Raw genomic sequence first — 21,821 nt, 5'->3', positions numbered from 1 at the left:
TTCTTTGATCGAATACACCGATGAAATCGATCCTCTTTTAGAGGCTTTATTTCGATGCATCGATCAACTTTTTTCTGGAAATACCTTATGTGGCGGGAAGACCACAGGTGTCTAAAAAGGCAATTGATTAAATGTTTATTTTGGAAAACGTGCTTTACGATCGATTCTTTGTAGCAGTTGATGAACATCTTCCGCTGTTTTTGCTATTTTTGATGTATTTATGAGTCTCTCATCTGTCCACCTTTTCAAGGACCAGCCGATGCTTTCAAAAGCAAGAATTTTCTGACGTTCATCATCATCTCTTAAACGATGTATGTGTTTAATCTCTGAAAGTGATCATGGTGGATGGTACGGCCCTTTGAAACATTCTTGTAGTATGATCCCCAAACAAAATGGGTCATTTCAACTCGGTATTACTAGTTTAAAGGTATAAAGAACGGTTGAACAAGTGAGAATTCTTTTTGTTTTCTCGATTAACCGCTGGAATAGTGGAGAAACAAAAGGTGCCTATGGTTATGTGATTGCTGTCTTCTTGAAAACTGGATTTGAAAAGTGTCTGTTTGATCTCCATAATGCGTTGAATGGGTATTTGATCAATTAAAGATTAACGGGGTAGAGCAGCCGCGTTGGTATAGATTTCATTGCTATCTGTTACATGTACAATTATAAATCATTATTGGAAATTTTTAATTTACACTCTATTTTTACCGCGTTATCAATTATAAGAAGAAGTTAAATTCTGAATATATATAAAAAGATATGTATTGCATGATGTTTAGTTACCCGTGGTGCTAGATAAAATCAGACGAGCATAAAAATAGTCCTTGTATGAAAATCTCCTTTTAAAATGAAAGTGCTCACCTAACATTAGAAAGGAGAAATCCCATACAAGAGCGTCTTCATTTTACAACGGATCAAGCGGAAATTCAAAAGCAATATACGGCGATCTTGTTCTTGGTATCAGCGCAACTGTCTGGCGGCTCTAAATGTATTTGTAGCGCTGAAATCGTCATTTGTTAAAGCAAGGAAATGGGTCATAATCGCCATTCATATTCTTGGAAAGTTGTTTTGTTTTACTTCGGAACGAGCAGGGTATCAGTATGTCATTGGAAACTTATTCACTAGGGAGATGTTCCCTGAACGCTCTCGATATAACTGTTGTTGTCGGTTGCTCCGTTTTTCCGTTAAATAGAGTTTTTCTAATAGATCCGTCACCAACTAGCGAGGCACGGACAACATCATGCCTATGCTGTTGTGGAGATCTTGTCCCTCTTGCGCTGTGTCATCACGTGAGGCGTTAATGTTCAACTAGCACCACGGATATTCAAGATGTTCCTGTTCCATACTCAAACGAAAAAATACATGTTACATATTTTGATAAAACATTGCAAAATAAATTACTTAGTTTGGGTATGATTGACAAAGAGGATTTGGAAAACGATAAACACATTTATTCACAACAAGAGCAAGAAGTAATTACTGATAGAATTGAAAAAGCATTAAAGTTGATCAAAGTATTGCATAATGATTTGTATGATTTAATTAATACACTTATTGGTACCTTTTTGATTTTAAAAAAAGATTTGTTTGGTGGAGGATCAGTGTCCAATGTTATGGGATTAGTATGGTTAAACCCTCAATCTGATTGGTCAATCATTGAATATGCAGAGGCCATTTATCATGAGTTTATCCACCAAAGTATCTTCTTGGATGATATGATTAACTGTATGTTTCCTAATGCTAATGAATGTGCAAAAGAAGAAGCTCTAGTTACATCAACCATCTTGAAAATCAAAAGGCCTTTAGACAGAGCATATCATGCTGCTGGAGTTTCTATAGGAATTATGCATCTTTATCACTTGTTTAATGATTCTAAAAATTCTGATAAGTATATGGATGATTTGCGGAAAACAGTTGAAGAAATAGAGGCAAGAACACAATTCTTGGGGGAACAGGGAGTAAAAACTTTAGAAATCATGCGCAAGTTCATTAATCATCCATCTTTTGATGACATTACGTATTCCTTACAGAACTAATGGCCATTGCGACAAATGAAAACACAGAAGCCCATTGCGTTTGATCGAGTCCGGTTGTTTTGAGGTTGTTTGAGGCGAATGAAACGGATCGACGTACAGAAATGCTTAAGGATTCAGTGTCGGAGTCCAAAGCAAAGGAAAGAAATAAAAAACAGCCGGACAGGGAACGGCTTCCTGTCCGGCTGGGGGTTCGTTATACGAGCGGTCCGCCGAGCTTTTCGATCGTTGGGTCGATATGAGCGAACTTTCGGAAGTTGGCGCGGAATTTTTCCGCCAGCTCTTTCGCCTGTCGTTCGTATGCTTGTTTGTCAGCCCATGTGTTTTGCGGGCGCAAGACGTCGTCCGGCACGCCGGGGACGTGCGCCGGGATGGCGAGGCCGAAGATCGGGTCGTGCACGGTTTCGACGTTGTCAAGCTCTCCTTCGACGGCGGCTTGCACCATCGCGCGGGTGTAGGCGAGCTTCATGCGGCTGCCGACGCCGTACGGCCCTCCTGTCCAGCCGGTGTTGACCAAAAAGACGCGGACGTTGTGCTCAGCGATTTTTTGCCCGAGCATTTCCGCGTATTCAACGGCCGGGCGCGGCAAAAACGGCGCGCCAAAGCACGTCGAGAACGTCGCTTCCGGTTCGGTGACGCCGCGTTCTGTGCCGGCGAGTTTGCTTGTGTAGCCGCTTAAGAAATGGTACATCGCCTGTTCGCGCGTCAGTTTGCTGATCGGCGGTAGAACGCCGAACGCATCGGCCGTCAAGAACACGATCGTGGACGGGTGGCCGGCGACGCTCGGGTCGACGATGTTTTTGATCGCTTGAAGCGGGTAGGCGGCGCGCGTGTTTTCTGTCAGCGTGCCGTCATCGTAATCTGGCACCCGCGTCGCGTCGTTGAGAATGACGTTTTCGAGCACGGCGCCAAAGCCGATGGCGTCAAAAATCTGCGGCTCTTTCTCGCGCGATAAGTTGATGCATTTCGCATAGCAGCCGCCTTCGATATTGAAAATGCCGCGGCTCGACCAGCCGTGTTCGTCATCGCCGATCAAGCGGCGGTTCGGATCGGTGGAGAGCGTCGTTTTCCCGGTTCCTGACAAGCCGAAGAAGAGGGCGACGTCGCCTTCCTGGCCGACGTTGGCCGAGCAGTGCATCGGCAGGATGCCTTGTTCCGGCAGCAAATAGTTCATCACCGAAAAGATCGATTTTTTCATTTCGCCGGCGTACTCCGTCCCGCCGATTAGGACGACGCGGCGTTCAAACGAGATGATGATGAACGCTTCCGAGCGCGTGCCGTCCACAGCTGGGTCCGCCTTAAAATTCGGCGCGCAAATGACGGTAAATTGCGGTTCATGCGCGGCGAGCTCTTCGGCGCTTGGCCGGATGAACAGCTGATGGACGAACAAGTTGTGCCAGGCGAATTCATTGACGACTTGAATCGGCAGCCGGGATTTCGGATCGGCGCCGGCAAAGCCTTTAAAGACGAACAGTTCCTCTTGTTTTAACAAATAATCGAGCACTTTGTCGTACAGTTTTTCAAACGTTTCCGGCGCCATCGGCTGGTTGACCGTTCCCCAGTCGACCGTTTGTTTCGTTGACGGCTCTTCGACGATGTATTTGTCTTTCGGCGACCGCCCCGTGTACTTGCCGGTCGTGACGGCGACGGCGCCGGTATGCGTCAGCCGGCCTTCCTTTCGCTGCAGCACTTTTTCAACGAGTTCCGCGACGGACAGTTGGTGGTGGACGTACGGTTTTTGCAGCAAGAGATCGAGTTTATTCGTCATATTGGCAATCCCCATGTTCAAAACCTGCCTTCTTTATTGGAATCACTTTTGAAAATAGTATAACACATTTTTATTAATAGTCCATACTAATTGTGAAGGTTTTTCGGACTTATTTTTCCTCATTTTTTGAACAATAAAAAAATGTTTTGTATGGTTGACTTCCGTTCGTTTGTTGCGATATGATAAGTCATTGAACGGATACTCTTATCCCGAGCCGGCGGAGGGACAGGCCCGATGAAGCCCAGCAACCGTCACAACTGTACATGTGTGAAATGGTGCTAACCTGTGGCAAGGCGCAGTCCTTGAACGATAAGAGTGAAAGGAAGCAATCCGATTGCAATGACCTTTCCTCACCGTGACAGGAAAGGTTTTTTTATATTGCCAAGGGAAACGAGTTCCGTATCGCCACATTACGTCAAGAGGAGGAAATGAGCCGAATGTCAGCCAAACGCCGCTTGTTTACTTCAGAGTCTGTAACCGAAGGACACCCGGACAAAATTTGCGACCAAATTTCCGATGCGATTTTGGATGCCATTTTGGAAAAAGACCCGAACGCCCGCGTTGCTTGTGAAACAAGCGTCACGACCGGGCTGGTGCTCGTGAGCGGGGAAATTACGACGTCGACGTACGTCGATATTCCGCGCATCGTCCGCGATACGGTTCGCGAAATCGGCTATACGCGCGCGAAATACGGATTTGACGCCGACACGTGCGCCGTGCTGACGTCGATTGACGAACAGTCGCCGGACATCGCGATGGGAGTGGATCGGGCGCTTGAGGCGCGCGAAGGTCAGATGACGGATGAGGAAATTGAAGCGATCGGCGCCGGCGACCAAGGGCTTATGTTTGGGTTTGCCTGCAATGAAACGGAAGAGCTGATGCCGCTGCCGATTTCGCTCGCCCACCGTTTGGCGCGCCGCTTGGCGGAAGTGCGCAAAACGGACGTGTTGCCGTATTTGCGTCCCGATGGCAAAACGCAGGTGACGATCGAATACGATGAAAACGGCAAACCGGTGCGCGTCGACACGATCGTCGTTTCTGCGCAACATCATCCGGACATTACTCAAGACCAAATTGAACGTGACATTAAAGAACATGTCATCAAGCCGGTGGTTCCGACGGAGCTGTTGGATGAGAACACGAACTACTTCATTAACCCGACCGGCCGATTCGTCATCGGCGGTCCGCAAGGGGATGCCGGGCTGACAGGACGGAAAATCATCGTTGACACGTACGGTGGCTACGCCCGTCATGGCGGCGGCGCGTTCTCGGGCAAAGACCCGACGAAAGTCGACCGCTCGGCGGCGTATGCGGCCCGCTATGTCGCGAAAAACATTGTCGCGGCCGAGCTCGCCGATAAGTGCGAAGTGCAGCTCGCCTACGCGATCGGCGTCGCCCGCCCGGTCTCGATTTCGATCGATACGTTCGGCACCGGCAAGGTGTCTGAAGACATTTTAATTGAAGTCGTGCGCAACAACTTCGACCTTCGTCCGGCCGGCATCATTAAAATGCTTGACTTGCGCCGTCCGATTTACAAACAAACGGCCGCTTACGGCCATTTCGGGCGCACGGACATCGACTTGCCGTGGGAGCGCACCGACAAAGCTGCCTTGTTGAAAGAGCAAGCGCTGGCGTTGGCGAGCAAGCAATAAAGAAACAAGAGGGTGGCCTGCAGGCGATAGCTGGCCGCCCTCTTGTTCGTTTTCATGGCTCGCTTGCTTCGAAAAAGAAGCGTGGTTTCGCCAAGAAGGCGCGGCTGGCCTTGATGGCGCATCCGGACTTTGTTCTTCTGGCGGTTCGGGTGCGTCCCGTCGCGCGGCTTGGCGACCGAGCAAGAAGCCGGCCCGTTACGGCCGGTTGGTCCGTTGCTGCTGGAGCGCCTTGTAATATTGTCCTTTTTCGACATATTCGCGGCGAATGCGTTCCATTTCACGGAAATCGTCCTCGGTCAGCTCGCGCACCACTTTCGCCGGCCGTCCGAGGGCGAGCACGTTCGGCGGGATGGTTTTGCCGGGGGGCACCAAGCTGCCGGCACCGATAAACGCGCTTTCGCCGATTTCGGCGCCATCGAGGATGATCGATCCCATGCCGATCAAGGCGTTTTTGCGAACGATGGCGCTGTGCAAAATGACTTGATGGCCGACGGTCACGCCGTCTTCAATGATGAGCGGATTGTTTGGACTTTGATGCAAAATTGAGTTATCTTGGATATTGACCCGGTTGCCGATGATCGTCGGCGCCACGTCGCCGCGGATGACGGTGTGAAACCAGACGCTCGTCTCCTCGCCGATCGTGACATCGCCGGTGATCGTCACATAGTCGGCGATGAAGGCGGATGGAGCAATGATTGGCGTTTTGCCTTTGTACGGATAAATCATCGTCGTTCGTTCCTTTCTATGGCAATCTTGTTCATCAAGTATTGTACAACGGTATCCCGCTGTTTTGCACGCGCTTGTCGATGTGAATGATGTAGTCTATGTGTCCCCGCTCGCCGATGAACGCGCACTGCGGCGGTTTGCGAAGGCGGTGGGGCTGGCAATACTAATAGACAAAGCATTGTTTTTGCGCCCGAGGTGAGCCCGATTGAAGATCCCGACCCATCCGATTGCATTGCTGAAAATGGTGTACCGTGACGTGTTTCCGCTTGTCCACCGCGAACTGGCCTGCTGGCGGCGCCGAGCCGAGCAAATCCCCGATCCGGAACTGCGGCGGCAAGCGCTCGCCAGCATCGCGGCGAAAACGTTTCATTGCGAAGGCGGAGCGATTTTGGCGCTTTTGGCCGGGGAACACATCGAGCCGTGCGTCCGTTTTATCGTCGCCTATCAGACCATCAGCGACTATTTGGATAATTTGTGTGATCGCAGCACTTCGCTCGATCCGGTCGATTTTCGCGCCTTGCATGAATCGATGCCGGACGCCTTGACGCTTGGGGCCGAGCCGTCGAACTATTACCGCCATCGCCGCGAACAGGAAGACGGCGGCTACTTGCCGGCGCTTGTGCGCACGTGCCAAGAAGTGCTCGGAACGGTTCGCCACTATGAAACGATCGCTCCGTTTTTGCATGAATTGGCTGGGTATTATTGCGACTTGCAAGTGCATAAACATGTCGACGCCCGTGAGCGCGTGCCGCGGCTTGTGCAATGGTTTACCCAGCATAAAGATTCGTTGCCGCCGATGGAGTGGTACGAATTTTCCGCCTGCTCTGGCTCGACGCTCGGCATTTTCTGCCTTGTCGCCTATGCGTTCGGCGAATCGTTGCCGCCGGAGATGGCACGGCGCGTGCGCGACGGCTATTTTCCGTACATTCAAGGGTTGCACATCTTGCTTGATTATTTGATCGACCAAGAAGAGGACCGCGAAGGCGGCGATTTGAATTTTTGTTTTTACTACCCGAATGAAACGGTGATGCTCGAGCGGCTTTGCCATTTCATCGAAGAAGCCGATCGCCAAGTGAGCGGGCTGCCGCACGGTGAATTTCACCGCCTCATTCACCGCGGGCTGCTTGGGCTTTATTTATCGGATGACAAGGTGAAAAAGCAGCGCGGTTTGCGCCGGCTGGCGCGCCGGCTTGTCCGTGCCGGCGGGGCGGCATCGCAGTTTTTTTACTGGAACGGCAAGGCCTATCGTTTTTGGCAAGGTACACAAAAACGGCTGTCCTTTTCATAAGGGCGGCCGTTTTTGTGTCGAGGTGCTGGTTTGGACAAGGGAGCTTTGTTCGTCTGAGCCCGGCTCCCCGTTTTTTCGCTTCGGAGGCTCACGCTTCGTTTCCGCTTGCTGCGTCGGTGGGATGAAAGGGAACGAGAAGAGGGCAGAGCAGCGCGGTTTAGCGCTCGCCGGCTGGTTGCCCGTTTTCCTCTTCCCGCTTTTCCAGCGCCAGCAAAAACGGCGGATCGTTTTGCCGATTGATGAATTCGTATTTCAAGGCGTGGACGCGCCGTTGATCAAGAGAGCGGACGTAATCAAGAAGCGCGTCCCGTTCGCGCTTTCCTTCGGGATGACCATGGTAGACGACAAGGACGATCACGCCGCCCGGCCTCATGACGGAAAGCAGCTGGCGGACCGCAGCGATCGTCGATTCCGGTTGAGTGACGATTTGTTTGTTGCCGCCGGGCAAATAGCCGAGGTTGAACACGGCGCCGGCGATCCGCCCGTGCACATCAGCGGGAAGCGCGACAAGCAGCTCGCTATGGCTTCGCTCTAACAGTGTCACCCGCTCGCGCAGCCCGTGTTCGGCGAGGCGGGCGGCCGCCGCGGCGATGGCTTCGCGTTGGATGTCAAAGCCAAAAACATGGCCGCTGTCGCCGACGCGTTGCGCGAGATAGACGGTATCATGGCCGTTGCCGACCGTTGCGTCAATGGCGATGTCGCCCTCTTGAATCGCTTGGTTGAGCAAAAAACGGGCAAACGGCAAAATGTTCATCAATGCCATCGGTTGGTCCTCCTTATGATCGATGGATCGTTGACGCTCGGGCGGATGGCAGACGGCTGTCCGTCCGGCTCGGCCGTCCGCCGTCTCGGAGCGGCGAACCGCTTAGCGCGGATCAAGCGAGATGAAGGCCCGATGTCGGCATTGTAGCAAAAACTGCGGGGAAAAGCGACTGCCGATGCTCGAATCCCGTCGCCGTCCTTCGCCGGTGGCGATCGAGAGAACCTCAACGACCGCGAGGCGTTTCAGCACGACTAGGGCGGCCGATTGCCGGTCACACCATCGCGGTGATCGGTCGCCTGCCAATCATTGGCGTGATACGACGGCCGCAGGCGGCGCATAGTAAACATGAGGGAAGATGATGAAAAGGGGTGAACGCATGGCGACACGACAATCGGTGGAAGAGTTTTTGCAGCGCTGTGAAGATGTCATTCGCTTTGCGAAAGAACAATATACCGAAGCGCAAAAGCAAGAGCATTACAACCTCACAGAATATACAAACGCCCAGCAAATGCTCGAGCAAACGGTGCTCGATTTGGCGCACCTCGCCCGCAGCTGCAACGCCCAGCAGCGCGAACAGCTGCACCGGATGCGGCTCCAGCTTGAGCAGCTGCAAAACGAAATGATTTTGCTTGACCGCTGAGACGAGCGGCAAATGGACGACCCGCCAAGAGAAAACCGAAAACGACGGGGAAACAGCAACGAGGAGGGACACGATATGAAGCGACGCCTCAAGCAAACCAATCCGGAACAAAAAACGCGCAACGGCCGAAACAATAACGATCTCGAGCTCGGTCAAGAGTTCGACCCGGTCAAATTGGCCAAAAAGCAGTACGAACAAACGGGCGGACAGCCAATCCGTTCCAAGCAGCGCAACGGGTGAGTCATTCCGGACCGCGGGCGGCCATCAAGCCGCCTTTTTTCGTAAACGTGCAGCAAGCGGTGATATTCATCCCAAAGCGGAGGCATGGCCCGTCGGTTTTCTGTGAAAATGCCGAGCTGATGCCTTTGCGCTTTTTTTGGATTGCTTTTTTTCCGGTTTTCTCCTACAATTATTTCGGAAGTCAAAAGAAAACGGATGAAAAGGATGATGATTGATGCCCCGCGCGCTTTGGTGGCTGCTCGTTGGCATGGCGCTCAACGTGACAGGCGGGTCTTTTTTATGGCCGCTCAATACGATTTATTTGCATGAACAGCTTGACCAGCCGCTGGCGGTGGCGGGAGCGGTGCTGATGCTCAACTCCGGGGGGAGCGTCATCGGCAGCCTCATCGGCGGCGTTTTGTTTGACCGGATTGGCGGGTTTCGCGCTCTCTTGATCGGCGCTTGTGTGACGATGGCGGCTTCGGCCGGCTTGAGCGTCTGGCACGGTTGGCCGCATTACGCGGTGTTTTTGGCGCTTATCGGCATCGGCAGCGGCATCGTGTTTCCCGTGGCCTCGGCGTATGCCGGCGCGCTTTGGCCGGAAGGGGGACGGCGGGCGTTCAATGCCTTGTATGTGGCGCAAAACGTCGGCGTTGCCATCGGTTCGGCGCTCGGCGGGCTCGTCGCTTCGTATTCGTTCTCGTTCGTGTTTTTAGCCAATTCGCTGCTTTATGCGGCGTTTTTGCTGATTGTCACCATCGGATTGCTTGTCGGGTTCGCCCTGTTGGCAGCGGCAGCCGCGTTGTTGTACGACCGCTGGCTGCCGAAGTCGGCGCGGGAGACTGAAGAAAAAACGGCGGCAACCGTATAGAAGGCTGATGAAAAACAGCGATTTCCTTTGCTCGATGATGCAAGGTTTTTCTAGTTGAGAAACGATGCCAGGAAGCGGGATGCACGATTTCATCACCAGTCCCATAAGTTTCGGCTTGCAATCGCTCGACAAATTTTTTAAAATAATAATTAAATTTGTCATTTCGTATGTAACGAAAACGTCAATGAAGCGAACAGCGGTGAAGAGGAGCAGTAGCGGGCTTGGCGGACAGCAGAGAGTTGACGGTCGGTGCGAGTCAACCGAAGCCAGCCTGTGAACTCGCCTCGGAGTTGCCGGCGCGAACGGCGCTGCCTACTAACGTCGGCCGTGAATCTGCGTTAAGGAGCAAAGCGGGTGCGCCATGGGCGCGCCAAAAAGGGTGGTACCGCGGGAAGCGCGCCTCTCGTCCCTTTGCATGGGGATGAGAGGTTTTTTTGTACATACTTTCGTCCATGATGCAAGTAGAAGCAAAATCTTGATAGGAGGAGTGCTGCGATGAGCTTCAACCACCGCGAAATCGAAAAAAAATGGCAGGACTATTGGGAGAAAAACAAAACGTTCCGCACGCCCGATGAGGACGACAAACCGAAGTTTTACGTGCTCGACATGTTCCCGTATCCGTCCGGCGCCGGCTTGCACGTCGGCCATCCGGAAGGGTATACGGCGACCGACATTTTGGCGCGCATGAAGCGGATGCAAGGGTATAATGTCCTTCATCCGATGGGCTGGGACGCGTTCGGGCTGCCGGCCGAGCAGTATGCGCTCGATACTGGAAACGACCCGGCCGAGTTTACGCAAAAAAACATCGACAACTTCCGCCGGCAAATCAAGTCGCTCGGCTTTTCATACGACTGGGATCGCGAAATTAACACGACCGACCCGAACTATTACAAATGGACGCAATGGATTTTCTTAAAGCTGTACGAAAAAGGGCTTGCGTATATGGATGAGGTGCCGGTCAACTGGTGCCCGGCGCTCGGCACGGTGCTGGCGAACGAGGAAGTGATCAACGGCCGGAGCGAGCGCGGCGGGCATCCGGTCATCCGCAAGCCGATGCGGCAATGGATGTTGAAAATTACCGCATATGCCGACCGGCTGCTCGAAGATTTGGAAGAGCTCGACTGGCCGGAAAGCATCAAGGAGATGCAGCGCAACTGGATCGGCCGTTCGGAAGGAGCGGAAATCGAGTTCGCCGTCGACGGCCATGACGAGACGTTCACGGTGTTTACAACGCGGCCAGATACGCTGTTTGGCGTAACGTACACCGTCTTGGCGCCCGAGCATCCGCTTGTCGAGAAAATCACCACGCCGGAGCAAAAACCGGCCGTTGCCGCTTACTTGAAAGAAGTGCAAAGCAAAAGCGATCTCGAGCGCACCGATTTGGCGAAAGAAAAGACAGGCGTGTTCACCGGCGCGTACGCCATCCATCCAGTGACCGGCGCTCGGCTTCCGATTTGGATCGCCGACTACGTGTTGATGGGCTACGGCACAGGGGCGATCATGGCCGTGCCGGCGCACGATGAGCGCGACTACGAGTTTGCGAAAACGTTCGATTTGCCGATCAAAGAAGTCGTCGCTGGCGGCGATATTGAAAACGGGCCGTACACCGGCGACGGGGAGCACATCCACTCCGAGTTTTTGAACGGCTTGAACAAGCAGGAAGCGAGCGAAAAAATGATCGCGTGGCTTGAGGAACACGGCAAAGGGCGGAAAAAAGTGTCGTACCGGCTGCGCGACTGGCTGTTCAGCCGCCAGCGCTACTGGGGTGAGCCGATTCCGATCATCCATTGGGAAGACGGAACGATGACGACCGTGCCGGAAGAGGAACTGCCGCTCGTCTTGCCGAAAACGGATGAAATCCGTCCGTCGGGAACGGGTGAGTCGCCGCTCGCCAACATCGACGAATGGGTCAACGTCGTCGACCCGAAAACGGGCAAAAAAGGGCGGCGCGAAACGAACACGATGCCGCAATGGGCGGGAAGCTGCTGGTATTATTTGCGCTACATCGACCCGCACAACGATAAGCAGCTCGCCGATCCGGAAAAACTGAAACAATGGCTGCCGGTCGACGTTTACATCGGCGGGGCGGAGCACGCCGTCTTGCATTTGCTTTACGCCCGCTTCTGGCATAAGTTTCTCTATGACCTTGGCATCGTGCCAACGAAAGAGCCGTTCCAAAAGCTGTTTAACCAAGGGATGATTTTAGGCGAAAACAACGAAAAAATGAGCAAATCAAAAGGCAACGTCGTCAACCCGGATGACATCGTTGACAGCCATGGGGCCGACACGCTTCGGCTGTACGAAATGTTTATGGGGCCGCTTGAAGCATCGATCGCCTGGTCGACGAAAGGGCTCGACGGGGCGCGTCGCTTCCTTGACCGCGTCTGGCGGCTGTTTGTCACTGAGAGTGGGGAACTGAACCCGAACATCGTCGACGAACCGGCGAACGACCAGCTTGAGCGCGTCTATCATCAAACGGTGAAAAAAGTGACGGAAGACTACGAAGCCTTGCGCTTCAACACCGCCATTTCGCAGCTGATGGTCTTCATCAATGAAGCGTATAAGGCCGAGCAAATGAAAAAAGCATACATGGAAGGGTTCGTCAAGCTTTTGTCGCCGGTTTGCCCGCACATCGGCGAAGAACTGTGGCAAAAGCTCGGCCACACGGACACGATCGCCTATGAACCATGGCCGACGTATGATGAAGCGAAGCTGGTCGAAGACGTCGTCGAAATTGTCATCCAAATCAACGGCAAAGTGCGAGCCAAGCTCAACGTGCCGGTGGACTTATCGAAAGAAGCGCTCGAGGAGCGGGCGCTCGCCGATGAAAAAATCAAAGAGCAGCTTGCCGGCAAAACGGTGCGCAAAGTGATCGCCGTCCCCGGCAAGCTCGTCAATATCGTCGCTAATTGATGGAAAAGCGGCCGCCCGGTTTGGGGCGGCGCACGCGGCGGGAAGGAACGATCATCTGAAACTAGTTTCCGCCTAGCTAGCGCAAGCGGGGAGGAATCGACGCCTTCCCCGCTGCCTTTTGTCGAAAACGCGAGAGAAAGGGGCTGATCGGCTATGGAAGAAATCAAGGAAATTACGCCGGCCGAAGTGAAGGAAAAACTTGAGCGCGGCGAAAAGCTGAACATTGTCGATGTGCGTGAAGACGAGGAAGTCGCCCTCGGTATGATTCCTGGGGCGAAGCATATCAAAATGGGTGACATCCCTGACCGGCTTGCGGAATTCGACCGCGATGAAGAATATATTTTCGTCTGCCGCTCCGGACGGCGGAGCGAAAACGTCTGCCGCTACTTGCAGGAGCTCGGCTACCGCGTCCGCAACATGACCGGCGGCATGCTCGAGTGGGAAGGAGAAACGGCGCCGAAGCAGTAATGGCACTGTTTTCCGCTCGGCGGAAACGCAGTTCGGCATCGCGGCTCGCGAAGGGAACAACGGGGCTGTCGGAAAAGCGATATTACATCCCGAAATCCAAATGGCTGGTAAAAAACAGCAATCGCCCCTAGCCCACGGCGGATGACGTGAAACGAGAAACCGATGCCACAAGGGTTCTCCATTTGAGAAACAAGGCGGTGAAGCAACCCATCCCTTTCATCACCGCCCTCCTAAATGGCTGGTGAAAAACGGTTGTTTCTCTTCGGCAATGGGAGAACGTTTGAACGGCGCTCCTGATGCGACAGGGCTTTTCTATTTGCGAAAAGGGTTGGATAAACGGTTTACCCCCTTAAATCACCAGTCCCCTAAAAAAGAAAACCCAAAGAATGTTGGAAAATCAGCATTCTTTGGGTTTTCATTTTGGCCGATTTTCAACCGAAGGATCATTTTTAGGCTCCTCACCAAACGTTGTATCCGCAAAATAATTAGGAAACAAAACATTTTTTGCATACACCTTCAGAGAAGTGCACCGTCTGGCAAGTACACGTTTTGGTGATGAACCTTTTATTTGGCATGGCAACCGCCGAATGGAGGCGGTCTTCTTTATTTCATCACCGCTGTGCTGAAGAACAAATTTTTCCTTATAGTGCTAAAGGGTGATAGAAGGGAGAAGAAAGAAAAGATATAATGTTCAGTAAAAAAGACCGAAGGGGTCGATGCTGTTTGAAACTAGGCGACCGCTTGAAGCTTGCTCGGTTGATGAAAGGAATGACCCAAGAGGAGGCAGCGGAAGGAATTATCTCGGTTTCGTATTTATCGAAAATCGAAAACAATCAAGCGATGCCGGGAGAAGATGTCATTGAATTGCTGTTTCGCCGGCTCGGCATTCACCGCGGCCAAAGCGGCACAGCACCCGGATGGTTTGAATCGGTCATGGCGTGGTATAAGGCGATGACGGACAAAAACGTGGCCGCGGCAAGGGAGCAATACGCCGCCGTCCGGCAACAGTGCAGCGAATCCGGAGATGCCGAGGCGATGATCTATTTTCATTTGATGCGCATTCGATATTTGCTGCTGCTGCGCGACTTGAAAGGAGCGGAAGCGGCGGCGCGGAGCGTGCGCGAATGGTACGAGGCGCTCGATGAACCGATGCGCTACTATTATTGGAAATTTTTCGGCCTGCTTTCTTATTGCCAAGAAAAATATGACGATGCTTTGCACTTCTATCAAAAAGCAGAAGCATTATTGGGGACACAAAGGAAGCCGAATTGGGAAGAAGCGGATTTGTCGTATTTGTTAGCGCTCACATACAGCCGGCTGTGGAAAGTGTTCCAATGCATCCGCTACACGGAGCGAGCGCTTTCCCTCAGCCAAGCGGAGTATGAACTGCGGCGGGGGGCCGAATGCCATGTGTTGCTAGCGATTTGCTACCGGCGCTGCGGGGAAATCGATCAGGCGATCGACTGCTGCCTGTTGGCGCAGAAGGCGGCGCAGCTCGCCAACGATCGGCTGCTGATCGGCATCGTCGAGCATAACCTCGGCCATTTGAAGGCGATGAAAAAACAATACCGTGAGGCGGTGCAGCATTACGAGCATAGCCTCGTGTACAAGTCGGACGCTCCGCTGGCCGACCGGCTGATTACGTTTTTGGCGCTTTTGCGCGAGCATTATGCGGCGCAAAACTATCGCAAGGCGCTGTCGACCGCGGAAGAAGGATGGCAGCTGCTTGAGCAGACGGAAAACGGCATGACCGAACACTACGAATACTATTTGCATTTTTCCGTCTACCGGCTGTTGCTCGCCGGGGAAGGGGAAGAGTTCGAGCGGCTGTTGAAACACGAAGCGATTCCGTATTTTCAAAAACGAAAAGAGTATGAAGACGCCGCCCAATACGCCGGCTATTTGGCCGATTACTACGCCCGCGCCCGCCAATACAAACAGGCAGCCCACTATTACCGATTGAGCTGCGAACTGTTGCGAAGACGAACAGGCACGTGAAAGGAGGTGAAAGGCGTGAAAAAGCGGATCGTTCTGATCATCGCTTTGGCCGCCCTCGGCCTCGCTGCGGGCTTTGGCCATGGAATCGGGGTCAAGGAAGCGGCGAAAGACGAGCATCCACCGCCGACTGTGATCGCCCGCTAAGCGGATGCTTGTTTTTGACTGTGTGATGAGCAGCGGGCTGTTCTAGAAGCACGGAGCGAAAAAAGAGAGCGTTCCGTTCCTAGTGCGGACGGGCGCAAAGGAGCGGTGAAAAAAGGCTGTCCTAAGTTCCCGGGGGGATCGGGAGAATAGGGGCGGCCGATTTTTTTGCCGTGGCTCCGAACGATTTCGCCCGTTGGGAACAGCCGGCGGCAGCGCGGCAAGGGTAATGTTCGATTCGACGTAGGCAGGATGTTCCAAAAAGATCGGGCTCCCCTCTTTCGTTGCTATCTATACGTGCTGACGGCTTCTGCCGCGCGATCGGTTGTGACGATCTTGAAGGCAGACAACTTTTTGGGTCAGGCCCAGCTTATGAACGGGTTTTGACGGAAGCGGGCCATTCGCTGCCGACGGTGTGGACTCGGTTTCATCACAACGAGGAAAACCGGGCATGGAGAAAGGTGGGAACAAGCAACGGTGCGGACCCGGTTTCATCGCAACCGCTCCGGACGCCTTTCTTCAGACATAGGACCCATGGCGCAGCAAAGGAAACGGAGGAAGGGGGAGGACGCGATGAATCCCGCTCTCAGGTCTTTATTTTCCCAATACTCAAAATAGACGAATTTGATTAAAATGAATGACGTAGTCAATTATCGAAACGAAAGGGGAAGAGGGGAAATGAAAAAGCGGGCGATGCTCGGGATGGTTGGATTGGCGCTCGGCCTAATCGCTACACCGGCAGGCGCGGCGCCGAAAAGCGACTCCGTAGTGTGGAGTGAATGGGAAACGCCGTCCTTTATGTCTGGAACGTTGGCGAAGGACAACGCTGTTGATCCACAAACATTAGTATACCGCTATATCGATGAACAGGCGGGAACGTTCCGCCTCGGCGGCCGGGCGGCGGAGCGGCTGGTTCTGCTCAGCAAGCAGACGGATGATCTCGGCCATACGGTCATGCGGTTTGAACAGCGGCATCGTGGCATTCCGGTGTTTGGTGCCGTCTTGGTGGCCCATGTCAAAGACGGTGCGTTGACAGCTCTCTCCGGTACGCTCATTCCGGATGTGGAGAAACACTGGAAGCGCGGAAAGACCATTTCATCGCAGGAAGCGGAAGCGATTGTCGAACGGGATGTCGCCGCTGCCATCGGGGCATCACCGGTCAAAGAGCAAGGGAACCCGACGCGGCTTGTGATTTATCCAACTAGCGATACTGCTCATCTCGCCTATGAAGTGAACGTTCGCTTTTTGGACCCGTCTCCCGGCAATTGGGTCTACCTCATTGATGCCGCCGACGGTGCGGTGTTGAATAAATGGAACGAGCTGGACGAGGCGAAGCCGGGCGGCGGGCAGACAGTGGCAGGCACGTCAACGGTCGGCACCGGGCGCGGGGTGTTGGGAGATCAAAAATCGATCAACACGACGTATTCTTCTTCCTACGGCTATTACTATTTGCAAGACAATACGCGCGGCAACGGCATTTTCACGTATGACGGGCGCAACCGGACGACACTGCCCGGCAGCTTGTGGGCCGATAGCGACAACCAGTTTTTTGCTAGCTATGACGCTCCTGCAGTGGATGCACATTATTACGCCGGAGTGGTCTATGACTATTATAAAAACGTGCATGGCCGGCTCAGCTATGACGGCAACAACGCCGCCATCCGCTCGACCGTTCACTATGGGAGCCGCTACAACAACGCGTTTTGGAACGGATCGCAAATGGTATATGGCGACGGCGACGGGCAAACGTTTTTGCCGTTTTCCGGCGGCATTGACGTCGTCGCCCATGAGCTGACCCACGCCGTGACCGATTACACAGCTGGTCTTGTGTACCAAAATGAATCCGGCGCCATCAATGAAGCGATTTCCGATATTTTCGGGACGCTGGTTGAATTTTACGCAAACCGCAATCCGGATTGGGAAATCGGCGAAGACATTTATACGCCGGGCATTGCCGGCGATGCGCTCCGGTCTATGTCCGACCCGGCGAAATACGGGGACCCGGATCATTATTCCAAACGCTATACCGGCACACAAGATAACGGCGGCGTCCATACGAACAGCGGTATCATTAACAAAGCCGCCTATTTGCTTAGCCAAGGCGGCACGCACTACGGAGTCAGCGTCACCGGCATCGGCCGCGACAAAATGGGGAAAATCTTCTACCGTGCGCTCGTCTATTATTTGACGCCGACGTCAAACTTCAGCCAGCTGCGCGCCGCCTGCATCCAAGCGGCCGCCGATCTGTACGGTTCAGCGAGCCAAGAAGTCAGCTCGGTGAAACAGGCGTTCAATGCGGTTGGGGTGTATTAACGACGAGTCTTGGAAAAGTGCGGAGCGTCGCGGCTCTCCGTCAAGGACGATCTCTGTGTATGAAAGACAAGTCTCAGAAAAGATCCATGGGCAGCACGATCTGCCCTCCGCCCGGGGATGAAAATCTCGCGCCAGTTCGGCATTTTCACGGAAAGCAGCGGTCTAGTGAAAGAGGGGGTTCCCATTCTGCGGGACCCCCCTTTCTATTTCCGATCGTTTGTCGTGCAGGACTATGCCGCTGTAAGGAGAAATGTTTCGTAAGCCCGCCTAGCTTGGCGCGTGCAAAGCAAAAAACGGGAGGGATAGGATGTACAAAGTCAAAGTTTTTGATAAAGAACACGAAAAAGATTTGGAAGCGGCAGTCAACGATTTTTTAGCTCGCTTAAAAGATGGGCAGCTGATTGACGTCAAATACAGCGTGGCAGCCATGGAGTCAGAAGGCGAGCAAATTTATTGCTTTTCCGCCATGGTCATTTACCGGACGTAATGGGCCGGGCCGCCCCGGTTGCAGGTGGGGCCGGAACGCCGAGTTTTTTGTAAGAAGTTTGACGGATTTTGCCGGTCGTGCGGCAAAGCGGCCATAAACACACGCCGAGTTTTTGTAAGGGGCTTGGCGGCCCGCTTTTTGCCGGCCGTTGTCCGCTCCATCGGCGGGAAAGCGGCTGCGCCTCGTTTGGCTGTTGTCAATCAGCTGTGATTCCCATCATTCGTCGAAAATCCGTCTATCTTGACACTACCAATCGGCTGTTTACTACCGACATGGCGCCACTTATGATAACGATTACGTCTATCTCAACACTTTCAATCGGCTGTCTGCACCGGTGATTCGCTTCGGCTGGTTTTCGCCTCTAACGCATAGCGGGCGGCGTTCATGCCGGCGAGCCGGCCGGTCACTAGGGCGGCGGTGATGTTGTAGCCGCCGGTGTAGCCGTGGATGTCCAAAATTTCGCCGCAAAAATAAAGCCCGGCCATGCGTTTGGACGCCATCGTTTGTGGTTCGATTTCTTTCACCGATACGCCGCCGCCAGTGACGAACGCTTTTTCGATGGGCAGCGTGCCGTGGACGTGAAACGTAAACTGTTTGCAGCAGCGGACGAACGCCCGCAATGCTTCATGGCTGACCGTGCCGGCGGCCGCTTGCGGGTCGATGCCGCTTCGTTCCAGCAAAAAGACGGCGTACCGCTCCGGCAGCACCGTTTTGGCGATGGTTTTCACCGCTTTTTTCGGCTCTTCTTTGCATAATTGGGCTAGGTGTTGAAACAGTTCTTCTCGCGTGACGTCCGGCAGCGCATCGATGCTCATGGCGACGGCGCCGTCCGCCGCCTTTTTCAGCGCTTTGACGACAAACTGGCTGCAGCGGAGAGCGGCGGGGCCGGAGATGCCGAAATGGGTGAACAGCATGTCCATCCGATGGGTCACGATCGGTTTGCCGTTCGGTTTTAAGACGCCAAGCGCCACATCGCGCAGCGACAGGCCTTGGAGCGTCCGCGCTTGGATGAACGGTTCGTTCGATACGATCGGGACTTCGGTCGGAAACAGCTCCGTTACCGTATGACCGGCTTTTTCCGCCCAAGGATAGCCATCGCCTGTTGAGCCGGTTTGCGGCACCGATTTGCCTCCGGCGGCGACCACGACGGCGGTAGCGCCGATCGTTTCCCCGCTTTTCAGTTTGACGCCGATCGTTTTTCCCCCCTTGTACAGGATATCGCCTACCGGCGTTTCGAGCTGGATGCGGACGCCGAGCCGGTGAAGTTCGGCGATGAGCGCCTCGACGACCGATTGAGCGCTGTCGCTTTTTGGGAACATGCGGCCGTGGTCTTCTTCTTTCAGCGGCACGCCGAGCCGTTCGAAAAAGCGGATGATGTCTTCGTTGTTAAAGACGGAAAAGGCGCTGTACAAAAAGCGGCCGTTGCCGGGGATGTGGCGGATGATTTCATCGATCGGCAGCCGATTCGTCACATTGCAGCGGCCGCCGCCGGAGATGGCCAGCTTGCGACCGAGTTTCGTCCCTTTTTCCAGCAGCAGCACGTCCGCCCCGCATTCGCCGGCCGCGATGGCCGCCATCAGCCCGGATGGACCGCCGCCGATAACGATGACGTCATGCCCCATGTTGATTCCATCCTTTCGTTTGTCCACAGGAGACAATGTTTTTCGTTCCATTGACAACTATGATAAAATACAAATGTTGTGATTTTCAACGTCCACCGTTAGGGAAGGGATTGTATGTCAACATCGAAGCTGCTGCGCGGCACGTTTATTTTGACCGCTGGCGTGATGATTTCCCGCCTGCTTGGCTTGTTTTACGTCATTCCGTTTTACCACCTCGTCGGCGAGCGCGGCGGGGCGCTGTACGGCTACGGCTATGTGCCGTACCAAATTTTTTTAAGCTTGGCAACGGCCGGCATACCGGTCGCTGTTTCGAAATTCGTCTCCAAATATAACGCGCTCGAGGAGTACCGGGTCGGCTATACGCTGTTCCGCTCCGGCCTTGCGCTCATGCTCGCGAGCGGGGTTGTTTCGTGGCTTGTGTTGTACGCGTTGGCTCCGGTTTTGGCGCCATATGTCATTGACGCGAAAACGAACGTCAATTCGGTTGCCGATGTCACGGCCGTCATCCGCGCGGTCAGTTTTGCCCTTGTGATCGTCCCGGTGATGAGCTTGATCCGCGGTTTTTTTCAAGGGCATGAATCGATGGGGCCGACGGCGCTGTCGCAAGTCATCGAGCAAGTGTTGCGCATCGCGTTTTTGCTTGGGGCTTGTTATGTCATTTTGCGTTGGTGGGACGGCTCGATCGTGACCGCTGTAAGCGCGGCGACGTTTGCCGCGTTTGTCGGGGCGATCGGAGGGCTGGTGGTGCTGCTTGTGTATTGGTGGAAGCGGCGCGAGCATTTGCGATCGCTTTTGGAACAGAGTCGCGATCAAGTGCATGTGCCGCTGCGCGCGATGTATCGCGAGCTGCTTTTTTCTTCCATCCCATTTGTGCTCGTCGGCTTGGCGATGTCGCTTTATCAGTTGATCGATCAATTTACGTTCAATCACGCCATGGCGGCAGCCGGGCGCGGGCACGTATCGGAACATGCGTATTCCGTGCTGAACATGTGGGCGCAAAAGCTTGTCATCATTCCGGTGACGTTGGCGACATCGTTCAGCTCGGCGCTCATCCCGGCGATTACGAAAGCGCACGTCGAGCAAAACCGGAAGGCGATGCGGCAATATTTGAACCAGACGTTTCAAGTGCTTTTGTTTTTGACGTTGCCGGCGGTGATCGGCATGGCCGTGCTCGCCGGCCCGATGTACAGTTCGTTTTACAGCTACGACCCGCTCGGGGAGCAAGTGCTGCACTGGTATGCGCCAACAGCGGTGCTGTTTGCTTTGTTTTCCGTCACGGCCGCCATTATGCAGGGCATCAATCAACAGCGGTTTACCGTTGTCAGCTTAGCGGCCGGACTGTTGGTGAAAGGGGCGCTGAATACGCTGTTGATTATGAAGTGGGGGACGGTTGGCGCCGTTGTCGCGACGACAGCTGGCTATTTGGTTTCGGTGGCGTTCAATTTATGGGTGATTCATCGGTATGCTCGTTACCGCTACCGTTTTGTTCTCCGACGAGCTACTTTTATGGTCATATTGACAGCGGTGATGTCGCTCGCTGTGGCGGCCGCCGAGGCGTTGGCCGGGCAATGGCTTGACTATCGAGCCGGCAAAGGGGAGTCGGTCGTTCTTGCCGTTGTCGGAATGACGGTAGGCGCTTCCGTCTATTTGTTTCTCAGCATTCGTTCTGGCTTGTTTGCGGCTTTGTTTGGCCGCCGTTTTGAGCGGTGGGCGTTTTGGCGCCGAAAAACGAGCGACGCCGCTTCCTAGAAAGCTGAGGAAAAACGGTTGTCGAACACCAATCGGCGGCGTTTTCATTCAAAAAAGAAAGCTGATTGTGCAAAGTTTCTCTCATTGAGAAATGGATGGAATCAGTAGTATCACTACATCACCAGCCTCCTAGAAAATTGGGAAAAAACGGCTGATTCCGTTGAAAAAAG

Annotated in this window: 18 protein-coding genes, 1 pseudogene, 1 riboswitch and 1 other annotated feature; of the genes and pseudogenes, 15 read left to right on the top strand and 4 right to left on the bottom strand. The window is 53.7% G+C overall.

The features are described from left to right. Positions 1-885: 885 nt before the first annotated feature. Positions 886-1,295, top strand: a pseudogene (locus ACTVIM_RS13830) (IS982 family transposase); the annotation flags it as partial. A 135-nt stretch (positions 1,296-1,430) separates the two neighbouring features. Beyond that, positions 1,431-2,036 carry an aKG-HExxH-type peptide beta-hydroxylase gene (locus ACTVIM_RS13825; protein WP_445612931.1) on the top strand — a complete coding sequence of 202 codons (606 nt, stop codon included), beginning with the start codon at positions 1,431-1,433 and terminating at the stop codon, positions 2,034-2,036. Between the two features lie 193 nt (positions 2,037-2,229). Here the strand turns inward: ACTVIM_RS13825 and pckA are convergent, their stop codons facing one another. Beyond that, positions 2,230-3,816: a phosphoenolpyruvate carboxykinase (ATP) gene (gene pckA / locus ACTVIM_RS13820; RefSeq protein ID WP_445612930.1), complete on the bottom strand. Its 1,587-nt coding sequence runs from the start codon at positions 3,814-3,816 to the stop codon at positions 2,230-2,232. 186 nt (positions 3,817-4,002) lie between these two features. After that, a riboswitch (SAM riboswitch) is annotated at positions 4,003-4,117 on the top strand. 121 nt (positions 4,118-4,238) lie between these two features. Between pckA and metK the strand changes: the two genes are divergently transcribed. Continuing rightward, positions 4,239-5,453 (top strand): methionine adenosyltransferase, encoded by a 1,215-nt coding sequence (metK, locus tag ACTVIM_RS13815; RefSeq protein WP_445612929.1) that lies wholly within the window; start codon positions 4,239-4,241, stop codon positions 5,451-5,453. A gap of 195 nt (positions 5,454-5,648) precedes the next feature. Here the strand turns inward: metK and ACTVIM_RS13810 are convergent, their stop codons facing one another. Then, entirely contained in the window at positions 5,649-6,179 is a 531-nt protein-coding gene (locus tag ACTVIM_RS13810) for a gamma carbonic anhydrase (RefSeq protein WP_033020391.1), read from the bottom strand. Between the two features lie 205 nt (positions 6,180-6,384). On the opposite strand from ACTVIM_RS13810, the gene ACTVIM_RS13805 reads away from it, so the two are divergent. Further along, the gene (locus ACTVIM_RS13805) at positions 6,385-7,467 is read left to right on the top strand and encodes a tetraprenyl-beta-curcumene synthase family protein (RefSeq protein WP_033020389.1); all 1,083 of its coding nucleotides are present in this window, start codon (positions 6,385-6,387) and stop codon (positions 7,465-7,467) included. Between the two features lie 157 nt (positions 7,468-7,624). Here the strand turns inward: ACTVIM_RS13805 and ACTVIM_RS13800 are convergent, their stop codons facing one another. Next, positions 7,625-8,230 carry a class I SAM-dependent methyltransferase gene (locus ACTVIM_RS13800; protein WP_445612928.1) on the bottom strand — a complete coding sequence of 202 codons (606 nt, stop codon included), beginning with the start codon at positions 8,228-8,230 and terminating at the stop codon, positions 7,625-7,627. Positions 8,231-8,245: 15 nt separating this feature from the next. Here ACTVIM_RS13800 and ACTVIM_RS13795 point away from each other — a divergent pair, with 15 nt between their 5' ends. The 10 genes from ACTVIM_RS13795 to ACTVIM_RS13750 all read left to right on the top strand — a co-directional run bounded on the left by ACTVIM_RS13795 (position 8,246) and on the right by ACTVIM_RS13750 (position 18,280). Next, entirely contained in the window at positions 8,246-8,377 is a 132-nt protein-coding gene (locus tag ACTVIM_RS13795) for a hypothetical protein (RefSeq protein ID WP_268746089.1), read from the top strand. Positions 8,378-8,606: 229 nt separating this feature from the next. Next, complete coding sequence (locus ACTVIM_RS13790; RefSeq protein WP_033020386.1) at positions 8,607-8,870, top strand: YtzC family protein; 264 nt, start codon at positions 8,607-8,609, stop codon at positions 8,868-8,870. A gap of 75 nt (positions 8,871-8,945) precedes the next feature. Further along, positions 8,946-9,110 carry a hypothetical protein gene (locus ACTVIM_RS13785; protein ID WP_033020385.1) on the top strand — a complete coding sequence of 55 codons (165 nt, stop codon included), beginning with the start codon at positions 8,946-8,948 and terminating at the stop codon, positions 9,108-9,110. A gap of 214 nt (positions 9,111-9,324) precedes the next feature. Next, the gene (locus tag ACTVIM_RS13780) at positions 9,325-9,960 is read left to right on the top strand and encodes an MFS transporter (RefSeq protein ID WP_445612927.1); all 636 of its coding nucleotides are present in this window, start codon (positions 9,325-9,327) and stop codon (positions 9,958-9,960) included. 190 nt (positions 9,961-10,150) lie between these two features. Further along, positions 10,151-10,374: a binding site (T-box leader), on the top strand. Between the two features lie 81 nt (positions 10,375-10,455). After that, positions 10,456-12,873 (top strand): leucine--tRNA ligase, encoded by a 2,418-nt coding sequence (gene leuS / locus ACTVIM_RS13775; protein WP_445612926.1) that lies wholly within the window; start codon positions 10,456-10,458, stop codon positions 12,871-12,873. A 153-nt stretch (positions 12,874-13,026) separates the two neighbouring features. Then, positions 13,027-13,341, top strand: a complete 315-nt coding sequence (locus ACTVIM_RS13770) for a rhodanese-like domain-containing protein (RefSeq protein WP_033020165.1) — start codon at positions 13,027-13,029, stop codon at positions 13,339-13,341. Positions 13,342-14,064: 723 nt separating this feature from the next. Next, positions 14,065-15,339 carry a helix-turn-helix domain-containing protein gene (locus ACTVIM_RS13765; RefSeq protein ID WP_445612925.1) on the top strand — a complete coding sequence of 425 codons (1,275 nt, stop codon included), beginning with the start codon at positions 14,065-14,067 and terminating at the stop codon, positions 15,337-15,339. A 15-nt stretch (positions 15,340-15,354) separates the two neighbouring features. Next, positions 15,355-15,483: a hypothetical protein gene (locus tag ACTVIM_RS13760; RefSeq protein ID WP_255358709.1), complete on the top strand. Its 129-nt coding sequence runs from the start codon at positions 15,355-15,357 to the stop codon at positions 15,481-15,483. A 675-nt stretch (positions 15,484-16,158) separates the two neighbouring features. Continuing rightward, complete coding sequence (locus ACTVIM_RS13755) at positions 16,159-17,793, top strand: M4 family metallopeptidase (RefSeq protein ID WP_445612924.1); 1,635 nt, start codon at positions 16,159-16,161, stop codon at positions 17,791-17,793. Between the two features lie 307 nt (positions 17,794-18,100). Continuing rightward, positions 18,101-18,280: a sporulation protein Cse60 gene (locus ACTVIM_RS13750; protein ID WP_008880941.1), complete on the top strand. Its 180-nt coding sequence runs from the start codon at positions 18,101-18,103 to the stop codon at positions 18,278-18,280. A 314-nt stretch (positions 18,281-18,594) separates the two neighbouring features. On the opposite strand, the gene ACTVIM_RS13745 is transcribed toward ACTVIM_RS13750, so the two are convergent. Next, positions 18,595-19,902 carry an NAD(P)/FAD-dependent oxidoreductase gene (locus ACTVIM_RS13745; RefSeq protein ID WP_445612923.1) on the bottom strand — a complete coding sequence of 436 codons (1,308 nt, stop codon included), beginning with the start codon at positions 19,900-19,902 and terminating at the stop codon, positions 18,595-18,597. 114 nt (positions 19,903-20,016) lie between these two features. Here ACTVIM_RS13745 and ACTVIM_RS13740 point away from each other — a divergent pair, with 114 nt between their 5' ends. Next, on the top strand, positions 20,017-21,651 hold the full coding sequence (locus tag ACTVIM_RS13740) for a putative polysaccharide biosynthesis protein (RefSeq protein ID WP_445612922.1): 1,635 nt from the start codon (positions 20,017-20,019) through the stop codon (positions 21,649-21,651). Positions 21,652-21,821: the final 170 nt, after the last annotated feature.

It is taken from the genome of Geobacillus sp. YF-1 (assembly GCF_052692335.1).
Note: the sequence above shows the minus strand (reverse complement) of the source record. Positions and strands in the feature narration are given on the sequence as shown.